The organism is Pseudomonas sp. 2(2015) (assembly GCF_000955865.1).
GTDB lineage: Bacteria > Pseudomonadota > Gammaproteobacteria > Pseudomonadales > Pseudomonadaceae > Aquipseudomonas.
Genome location: NZ_JYOF01000001.1, coordinates 330947 through 337935 on the forward strand (window position 1 = coordinate 330947; position 6989 = coordinate 337935).

Genomic DNA, 6989 nt, shown 5'->3' on the forward strand with positions numbered 1-6989 from the left:
AGGCAGGCCAGCAACAGCCCTGTTGTGCGTCGATGTCCGGTGCTCATTGATACCCTTGATCCGTTGCTGCAAACCATTGCCAGTGTAGAAATAAAAAAGCCCGTCAGAGACGGGCTTTGTTGTGCCGATCAGTCGATCAGAGCGGTTTGCCGCGATTACCGTGCTGGCTGACGAAAGCCTGAACGGCTTTCAGGTCATTGGCCAGTACCGTGCACTTCTCTTCGCGGGCGAACAGGTCAGTCAGGTGCGCCGGCAGTTCCAGAGCCTTGCCGACACCGGCCTTCTCCACCGCTTCCGGGAACTTGACCGGGTGCGCAGTGCCCAGCACCACCATCGGCGTGTCCAGGCTGCGGCGGCACTCGCGTGCGGCCTTGACGCCGATCGCGGTGTGCGGGTCGAGCACCTCACCGGTCTGGGCAAAGACGTCGGCGATGGTTTCGCAGGTTTGCGCATCATCGACCGCCAGCGAATCGAACAGCTTGCGCGCTTCGGTCCAGCGATCCTGTTCGACGCTGAAACCGCCGCCCTGCTTGAAGTTGTCCATCAGCCCGGCGATGGCCGCGCCATTGCGACCGTGCAGGTCGAACAGCAGGCGTTCGAAGTTCGACGAAACCATGATGTCCATGGACGGCGACAGGGTTGCGTGCAAGGTTTCCTTGACGTACTGGTTGCCGCTCATGAAGCGGTGCAGGATGTCGTTGCGGTTGGTAGCGACGATCAGCTGGCTGATCGGCAGGCCCATGTTGCGCGCCAGGTAGCCGGCGAAGATGTCGCCGAAGTTGCCGGTCGGAACCGAGAACGCCACCGAACGCGCCGGGCCGCCCAACTGCAGGGCTGCATGGAAGTAGTAAACGATCTGGGCCATGATCCGCGCCCAGTTGATCGAGTTCACCGCCACCAGGCGGGTGCCCTTGAGGAAGCCCTGGTCAGCGAAGCTGGCCTTGACCATTTCCTGGCAGTCGTCGAAGTTGCCTTCGATGGCGATGTTGTGGATGTTCTCGCCGAAGATGGTGGTCATCTGCCGGCGCTGAACTTCCGACACGCGCTGGTGCGGGTGGAGGATGAAGATATCGACGTTGTCGCAACGGCGGCAGCCTTCGATGGCGGCGGAACCGGTATCACCACTGGTGGCGCCGATGATCACCACGCGCTCGCCACGCTTGGCCAGCACATGATCAAGCAGGCGGCCGAGCAGTTGCAGGGCGAAGTCCTTGAACGCCAGGGTTGGGCCATGGAACAGCTCCAGCACCCATTCGTTGCTGTTCAGCTGACGCAGCGGTGCAACCGCGGCATGGGCGAACTCGCCGTAGGTTTCTTCGAGAATCTTCTTGAAATCGGCATCGGCGATGCTGCCGGTGACGAACGGGCGCATCACCCGGAAGGCCAGCTCGTGGTAGGGCAGGCCGGCCCAGGAAGCGATTTCTTCCTGGGTGAAACGCGGCAGGTTTTCCGGCACGTACAGGCCGCCGTCGCTGGCAAGGCCAGCCAGCAGCACGTCTTCAAAGTTCAGGGCCGGTGCCTGGCCGCGGGTACTGATGTAGCGCATTTTTGCAAACCTTCGGTTTGAGCTTCAAGCTTCAAGCTTCAAGCTGCAAGTCACCGCAGTCCCGCTGTGATCTTGCCGCCTGCCGCTTGCCACTTGCCGCAGTTGTCAGTTGAGTTGTTCGACGCGGATACGCACGACGTTGCCGACCACATCCTGCAAGGCTTCCAGGGCGGTGATGGCGTCGTTCATGCGTTGCTCGATCACTCGATGAGTGAGCAGGATCATGGGCACCAGGCCGTCCTGTTCCTCGACTTCCTTCTGCATGATCGATTCGATATTGATGCCGCGCTCGGAAAGGATGCTCGCCACCTGGGCCAGCACGCCCGGGTGATCCTTGGCCTGGATGCGCAGGTAGTAGGCGCTTTCGCAGGCTTCGATCGGCAGGATCGGGTGGGCCGACAGCGAGTCAGGCTGGAAGGCCAGGTGCGGTACGCGGTTCTCCGGATCAGAAGTCATGGCGCGAACCACATCGACCAGGTCGGCAATCACCGACGAAGCGGTAGGCTCCATGCCGGCGCCAGCACCGTAGAACAGGGTCGAACCGGCAGCATCACCGTTGACCATCACGGCGTTCATCACGCCGTTGACGTTGGCGATCAGGCGGTCGGCCGGGATCAGCGTCGGGTGCACACGCAGCTCGATACCGTTGGCAGTGCTGCGGGCCACGCCCAGGTGCTTGATGCGATAACCCAGCGCTTCGGCGTAGTTGACGTCAGCGGTGGTCAGCTGAGTGATGCCTTCGGTGTAGGCCTTGTCGAACTGCAGCGGGATACCAAAGGCGATGGACGCCAGGATGGTCAGCTTGTGCGCGGCATCGATGCCTTCGACGTCGAAGGTCGGGTCGGCTTCGGCGTAACCCAGGGCCTGGGCTTCGGCCAGCACGTCGGGGAACGCACGGCCTTTTTCACGCATTTCGGTGAGGATGAAGTTGCCGGTACCGTTGATGATCCCGGCCACCCAGTTGATACGGTTGGCCGACAGGCCCTCACGGATCGCCTTGATCACCGGGATGCCACCGGCCACAGCCGCTTCGAAGGCGACGATAACGCCCTTCTCACGGGCCTTGGCGAAGATCTCGTTGCCGTGCACGGCAATCAGCGCCTTGTTGGCGGTGACCACGTGCTTGCCGTTGTCGATGGCCTTGAGCACCAGCTCGCGGGCAATGGTGTAGCCGCCGATCAGCTCGATGACAATGTCGATTTCCGGGTTCGTTGCGACCTCGAACACATCAGCGGTAATGGGGGTACCGGTAATCTGGCAATTCGGGTTTGGCGAACGCATGGCAATCTGTGCCACTTCAATACCACGCCCGGCACGGCGGGCGATCTCCTCGGCGTTACGCTTAAGTACATTGAAGGTACCGCCACCGACGGTCCCCAACCCACAGATGCCTACTTTGACCGGTTTCACTGTGAACTCCCCATGAAACGACCGGCTGGCAGCCGATCGTGAAACTGCCGTCACCCCAAGGCAACGGCTTGCGATTGAATTACTTGGCCAGGGCCAGCTTGGCCACTTGCGGCGCCGGCTGGTAGCCCGGAATCACCTGGCCGTTTTCCAGGACGATGGCCGGCGTGCCGTTGACGCCGATCGACTGGCCCAGGGCGAACTGCTTGCCGACCGGGTTGGCGCACTTGGCGGCCTTGATTTCCTTGCCATCGATCATCTTGTCCAGCGCCGCCTTGCGGTCGCTCGAACACCAGACCGCCTGCAACTGCTCGTCACCCGGCGAACCCAGGCCCTGACGCGGGAAGGCGACGTAGCGCACTTCGATACCGCGACGGTTGAGCTCAGGCACTTCGGCGTGCAGCTTGTGGCAGTACGGGCAGGTGGTGTCGGTGAACACGGTGATGTGCGACTTGGTTTCGCCCTTGGCAGGATAAACCACCATCTCGGCCGCTGGAATGGCATTGATGGTCTTGGCGATGGCCTGCCGTTCGGTCTTCTCGGTCAGGTTGACCGGCTTGCCGTCCTGGATCTGGAACAGATAGCCCTGCATGACGAACTGGCCATCCGCGCTGGCGTACAGCACGCGGCCGCCTTCGAGCTTGACTTCATACAGGCCGTTGAGCGGGCTGCTGGCAACGCTATCGACCGGCACGCCCAGTTCCAGGGACTGCAGGGTCTTGCGGATCGCCTGCTCGGCGTTGTCGGCGGCAGCGGCAAAGGTGCTGACCAGCGCCAGGGCGGCGGCGGCGAAAATCTGGGTCACGCGCATGGGAACTCCTGAGGGCGGACGGGGGGCCGGATGCAGCACGCCCGTACTGAAAACGGGGTGTCATTGCGGCCCTCGGTGCAAACCGGTCAAGCCTACCACAGAAGCGGCGACGGTCGGAGGCGTGCTCGATCGGGAGCGCAAGGCAGATAGCGCCAGGTGTCGGTGATCGACATTTACCGACAAATCTTGTCCAGATGGCCCAAGGCATAGCTGCACGTACGTTGGGCGCCGGGTTGTATGTTCTGTAAGTGGATGAAGAATTTGCGCGCCTGCTCGCTCATGACCCTGACAAATTCATCTTTATCGGCGGCGACAGACACCTCGCGGTGGCAATTGACGCTCACCTGCAGACGACCATTGGCATGGGTCAGTTTGACTTCGATTGGCTGGTCCGGAAAAAAGCAGCTGAACGATTGACCCTCGCTGACCTTCAGCAGTCCTTCTGACAAATAGCTCCACAGGTCGTCGACGTAATCAAACATGCTTTGATCAATAAGACGTTTACCATTGATAGATAGAACCAAAGCCCCTTCAATTTGATCCAGGTGGCGTACCTCGCCTTGAAACTCAAAAAAGTCAACGAAACCGTCGGCGATTTTAATGTAGGTTTCAACGATGATTCTATTTTTCATGCTCACCCTTGAATGTAATCACCGACTGCAAACATCTAGAGCGGATATTCACCAGCCGTTACAGATGAAACAGCTAAACCACCTCAACCACTGCAACGTACCGTCTGCCTTCATACACTTTCAAAGAACACCCTTTTCTTAGTAAAGAGGATGGCGCGTTCTCCACCAGAAAATAGGCTTTACCAAGACCGGTTCTGCTACCGACATCTTCTGTATTGCTTTCTATTTCCAACACTAGACTCCAGTTCGTCTCTATCCCTGATTCATTTCGAAGCAGGTCGGTCGTAACATAAAAAGGTGTTTTGTGAGGCAGCACGGCTTTCCCGCCTAATTGCTCATCGAGCCAACGCACTCTGACATCAACAATTTTTTTCATTTTATTTTCCTCCACAAGCTATCCGGCGAGTCCATTTCGGTTTGACTTTAGCTTTATTGAGATCACTGATCTCTATGTACCTAGCTTTACCAATTGCATCTAGGTTTGCACTAGAGAATGCCGCGTTAGCAATTTTGTCAGGTACTTTTACCTGAACAATCCGGAAATCACCGCCATGCCCCATCGTTTTCCCCCACGTCACAGCGTCTTTATAGGACTCAGCGAACCACTTTCCTTCCATGGTTCCGTGAGATGACCATGTTCCGGTTTTCATTAGGCTGGAATATTCATCAAGGCTCATGGACCTGTACAGGGTCGTTTCCAATCCTAGCGGGTCGATCCACCGTACTGGATTCTGAGCGTATTGATAGAGATTGGAGCCTCCCAACAAGCCAATCGGGTCGGGTTGGGTGAACCGCCCGATATCCGGGTCATAAAACCGAAACGTGTTGTAGTGCAGGCCCGTCTCACGGTCCAGGTACTGGCCCTGAAACCTGAGGTTCTGTTCCTCGATGAAATGCGCCTCGCGCACTTCCTGCAGGGTATTGCCCCAGACCTGATACCGCGCCTGCCAGACCGCCTCGCCACTGTCGTCCGTCAGCTGTTCGGGCAGGCCATTGAGATCGTTATGGTAGTAGCGCACCTGCTGGTGCAGCCCCGTACCGTCAACCCGCGCCAAGGGTTCGTGGCTGTCTTCGACATACAGGTACAGGCTGGTCTGGCTGTATCGATGCTCCTGTAGCAAGCGCAGGCCATCCCAGGCGAAGCGGGTCTGGTCGAGCAGATTGCCCTGATCGTCGTATTCGCTTTTCTCGACACGCCGCCCCAGCGGGTCGTAGCGCATGTTCAGTACCCGTTCGCGCCCACCGTGCTGGCTGCGCACCTGGATCAGGCGGTGCTCGGCGTCGTAGCTGAAGTGCTGGATGCCACGCCGGCTGCTGCGTTTCTCGATCAGGCGGCCGAACCCGTCATAGCGATAGCGTTTGTCCTGGTAGGTGAGCAAGCGGTTATGGCGCACCAGGCCGATGCCGGCTTGCGGCCCATCGAGCAGGTTGGCGGCGGCGTCGTAGGCGAAGGCTTCGCTTTGGCCCTGGCCGGCGTCCTGGCTGGCCATGATCCGCCCGCTGGCATCGTAGTGCAGCAGTTGCTGGTGCTGGCCGCCGGGCTGCTGGTTGAAACGGCTGGTCAGGTTGTCTGCCGGGTCGAAATCGAAGCGTTGCTGCACGGCGGCCGGCAGTTGCGGCGGTTGCTGGCTTGGGCGGCGCAGGCGCGAGCGCAAACGGCCGCTGCGGTCGTACTCGCTGCGGGTACTGACTCGCCCCTGGGTGCGCAACACTTCGCGGTGCAGGCGATCGCGCTCGAAATCGCTGATCACCTTGCCGTCGAGGTTGAGCTGGTGCAGATGACCGCTGCCGTAATACAGGCGGTTGAGCCAGCGGCCATCGGGCAGCTGAGTCTGGATCAGGTTGCCCAGTTCGTCGTAATGATGCTGCAGCACTCCGCTGGCACTGTGTTCCTCCAGCAGTTGGCCTAGGGCGTCGTAAGCGAAGGCCAGTTGTTCGCTGTTGCCTGCCTTGTCGGTGAAGTTGATGGCCGTCAGTTGATCGAGAGGATCGTAGCTGTACAGGGTTTCGCCATCGTCGGTGTGCTTTTTGATCAAGCGCCCGACCGCATCCCGGTGCAGGTGATGGATGATCGCTTCGACACTGCCGTGGGGAGTGGGGAGGTACTCAACGCAACTGAGGTTATCCAGCCGGTCGTAGTGATAGCGGCTGGCGCTGCCGTCCAGGTCCTGCTGCTGGCTCAAGCGGTCAACCTGGTCCCAGGCAAACCGGTAGCTCTCGCCATTTTCATTGGTCAGCACCAGCAGTCGCCCGTAGGCGTCGTAACTGAACTGCACCCGCCGACCCTGCGGGTCGATACGCTGTTGTACCTGGCCGCGTCGGGTATAGCGGTACTGGGTAGTGTGCCCGGCGGGGTCGGTATAGCTGCTGAGCTGGCCGTTGCGATCATGCTGATAGTGCTGGTTGCGCCCGTCCGGCAGTTGCGAACCGAGCAGGCGGCCCTTGGCGTCGTGCTGGTACTCGGTGCGCTCGCCCAGGGCGTCGGTGACCGCCTGCAGATGGCCGCGCCGGTCATAGCTGAAACGGGTCGGATACCCGGAGCAATCGACCTGTTCAATGAGCAGCCCCTGTTCGCTCCAGCGCAAGTACTTGT

General features: G+C 59.8%; 6 protein-coding genes. All 6 read right to left on the reverse strand.

What is annotated here, in order from left to right:
- Positions 1-136 precede the first annotated feature (136 nt).
- Positions 137-1546, reverse strand: a complete 1410-nt coding sequence (gene thrC, locus UB48_RS01610) for a threonine synthase (RefSeq protein ID WP_045193698.1) — start codon at positions 1544-1546, stop codon at positions 137-139.
- 105 nt (positions 1547-1651) lie between these two features.
- Positions 1652-2956 (reverse strand): homoserine dehydrogenase, encoded by a 1305-nt coding sequence (locus UB48_RS01615; protein WP_045193699.1) that lies wholly within the window; start codon positions 2954-2956, stop codon positions 1652-1654.
- A gap of 79 nt (positions 2957-3035) precedes the next feature.
- Positions 3036-3764: a bifunctional protein-disulfide isomerase/oxidoreductase DsbC gene (dsbC, locus tag UB48_RS01620; protein WP_045193700.1), complete on the reverse strand. Its 729-nt coding sequence runs from the start codon at positions 3762-3764 to the stop codon at positions 3036-3038.
- A gap of 173 nt (positions 3765-3937) precedes the next feature.
- Positions 3938-4396 carry a hypothetical protein gene (locus tag UB48_RS01625; protein ID WP_045193701.1) on the reverse strand — a complete coding sequence of 153 codons (459 nt, stop codon included), beginning with the start codon at positions 4394-4396 and terminating at the stop codon, positions 3938-3940.
- Positions 4397-4469: 73 nt separating this feature from the next.
- Complete coding sequence (locus UB48_RS27655) at positions 4470-4772, reverse strand: hypothetical protein (RefSeq protein WP_156160155.1); 303 nt, start codon at positions 4770-4772, stop codon at positions 4470-4472.
- 1 nt (position 4773) lies between these two features.
- The coding region (locus UB48_RS01630; RefSeq protein ID WP_275558591.1) for an RHS repeat-associated core domain-containing protein at positions 4774-6989 on the reverse strand (2216 nt) is incomplete at its 5' end.